Below are 2,726 nucleotides of genomic sequence, written 5' to 3'. Positions count from 1 at the left end.
GTAGATCATTCGGCGGAGAACGAAGTGAAAACCGAGGTGGTAGATCATTTGGCGGAGAACGAAGTGAAAACCGAGGTGGTAGATCATTCGGCGGAGAACGAAGTGAAAACCGAGGTGGTAGATCATTCGGCGGAGAACGAAATGAAAACCGACGAGATGACTATCAAGAAGGCAATACTGAATCAAAAACGTTTTATCCTAGACGGAAAAATGTTAACTCAGAACCGAAGGACGATGGTTTAATTCGTTTGAACAGATATATCTCGAACTCCGGAATATGCTCCAGGCGTAAAGCAGACGAACTAATCGAATCAGGTGTTGTTTCTGTAAATGGAGAGGTTGTTATAGAATTGGGAACAAAAGTGGATCCAGCAAAGGATGAGATCAAATATAACGGCGAGCGATTAAAAAGAGAAAAAATGGTTTATATTCTCTTAAACAAACCGAAGGACTATATTACTACAACAGATGATCCACAAGAACGTCGTACCGTTATGCATCTGGTAGCAAAAGCTACTAAGGAAAGAATATATCCCGTTGGTCGTTTAGACAGAAACACAACAGGTCTACTTTTACTTACTAATGACGGCAATCTTGCAGAGAAATTGTCCCACCCTAGAAATAACATTAGTAAAATCTACAATGTCGAATTAAACAAAAACCTTACACAAGGAGACTTTAATAAAATACAATTTGGTATTCAATTGGAAGATGGCCTAATCAAGCCGGATGATATCAGCTATGTGCAAGGTGCTAGTAAACGTGAAGTCGGAATTCAAATACATTCAGGTAAGAACAGAATAGTAAGACGTATCTTTGAATCTTTGGGTTACGATGTTGTAAAACTAGATAGAGTAGTATACGCAAATTTAACAAAGAAAGATCTAACAAGAGGCCGTTGGCGTTATATAGATGAACGCGAACTCATCCAATTGAAACATCTTATTAAATAACATTCAAAGGCGCTTCAGCGCCTTTTTTCTTATTATAAATTTGTATTTTTAGAGAAAAAATAAATCATATGACTGATCCAAAAACTTTAAGTTCCGTTGCAGAATTCCATAAAACGTTCCAACATCCAATTTTAGATAAGCCGACAATCCCCTCGCAGACCCGTTGTGATCTTCGTGTTGCACTGATCGCGGAAGAATTAAAAGAATTAGAAGAAGCAATAGTAAATAAAGATTTAATTGAAATTGCCGACGCTTTGTGTGACATCCAATATGTATTGTCTGGAGCTGTATTAGAATTCGGTTTTAAAGATAAATTCAGTGATCTGTTTGAGGAAGTTCAACGCTCAAATATGAGCAAAGCATGTAAATCGGAAGAAGAGGCAAAATTAACGCAGGCCCACTATCTAGAAAAAGGGGTAAAATCTTACTATAAAGAAATCGACGGCCTATATCTTGTTTTTAGAGACGGGGATCACAAAACGTTAAAATCCATTAACTACTCTCCAGCAGATCTTAAAAAAATTCTAGAGAAAGGCGCTTAATAAAAAGCCTCGAAAATTTTCGAGGCTTTTTACTAGAGACAATTGTGTATGAACTTTAAAGATCAATTCGCAGACAAACTTAACTTTTATACATACTCCCCTGCAAAACTCCCCTTAATTCCAATCCCTTATCAATATGTGTTTGGATTTTAGATTTCGGAAACCCCCAGTTCGGCGCAATTAATAATTCACGATCGGCAATACCAAATATACGCTGAATGACAATATCCGGCCGAAGTAATGGAATAAATTTGGCCAGAAAATCTGTGTACTCCTCAATTGTAAAGAGCTTAAACGGTTCGCGCTTATATTGAACGCCCATAATGGAGCCTTCGACAATATGCAGATGGTGCAATTTTACAAACCTAATATGTGATTGTCTGTTAATTTCGTCGGCATAACGTAGCATCATTTCTTCACTTTCCCATGGAAAGCCAAAGATAGTATGAACACATAATTCAAAACTTGCCCCTTTCAACATTTCTATCGTTCTCAAAAACTCATCATGCGAACAGCCTCGATTAATACGATTCAACGTCTCGTTGTAAATAGACTCCATTCCCATTTCCAAGTCTACATCATAACGATCGGTATACGACTCCAATAATGCAATCTTCTCAAAATCCAGACAATCTGGACGAGTTCCTACAGACAATCCTAAAGTATTTTCGGGATCTACACTCAACGCTTCGTCATACATCATTTTCAGCAAATGCGTTGGAGCGTAGGTGTTGGTATTCGGCTGAAAATATATAATAAATTTCTCTGCACCATAAGACTTACGCGCTCTAGCCATCCCTGATATCACCTGTTCCCGCATCGACGGAACCTTTCGAGCGGTATCTGGGGTAAATGAATCCACGTTACAATAAGTACAGCCTCCGTATCCTTTGCTACCATCTCGATTTGGACAAGTGAAGTTACCATCCACTATTACCTTGAACACCTTTTGTCCGTTATACTTCTCCTTCAAATACGCCCCATAATGGTTATAAGGCTTTATTCCGTTATCCAATTGTGTTCCCATGTTAAGTACAAAGATACTCAATATCATCGCTTATTCCAGAGCATTTTTTCGGTTTACCTTGAGTTAGTTAAAAGGCAAAAAAAAGGCACAAAAAAACCCCTCCAATTACTTGAAGGGGTTTTGTATAAAATTAGGCACCGACCTACTCTCCCACCTGTTACGGCAATACCATCGGCTCTGGCGGGCTTGACTGCTCTGTTCGGA

General features: G+C 38.6%; 3 protein-coding genes. 2 read left to right on the top strand and 1 reads right to left on the bottom strand.

The window, feature by feature from the left end; translation table 11 throughout:
* Together HP439_RS18605 and HP439_RS18600 are read left to right on the top strand one after the other, a co-directional pair.
* Positions 1 to 953: pseudouridine synthase (locus HP439_RS18605; RefSeq protein WP_246229418.1), on the top strand; the 953-nt coding region annotated here is incomplete at its 5' end.
* Positions 954 to 1,021: 68 nt separating this feature from the next.
* Positions 1,022 to 1,495, top strand: coding sequence for a pyrophosphohydrolase domain-containing protein (locus tag HP439_RS18600; RefSeq protein WP_172391828.1), 474 nt, complete (start codon positions 1,022 to 1,024; stop codon positions 1,493 to 1,495).
* A 79-nt stretch (positions 1,496 to 1,574) separates the two neighbouring features.
* Here HP439_RS18600 and mnmL read toward each other — a convergent pair whose 3' ends face one another.
* Positions 1,575 to 2,522 carry a tRNA modification radical SAM protein MnmL/YtqA gene (mnmL, locus tag HP439_RS18595; RefSeq protein ID WP_172391827.1) on the bottom strand — a complete coding sequence of 316 codons (948 nt, stop codon included), beginning with the start codon at positions 2,520 to 2,522 and terminating at the stop codon, positions 1,575 to 1,577.
* Between the last annotated feature and the right edge of the window lie 204 nt (positions 2,523 to 2,726).

The sequence above is a fragment of the Sphingobacterium shayense genome, assembly GCF_013179575.1.
Classification (GTDB): domain Bacteria; phylum Bacteroidota; class Bacteroidia; order Sphingobacteriales; family Sphingobacteriaceae; genus Sphingobacterium; species Sphingobacterium shayense.
The sequence above is the reverse complement of the archived record's forward strand: the minus strand, read 5'-3'. Positions and strand labels throughout refer to the sequence as shown.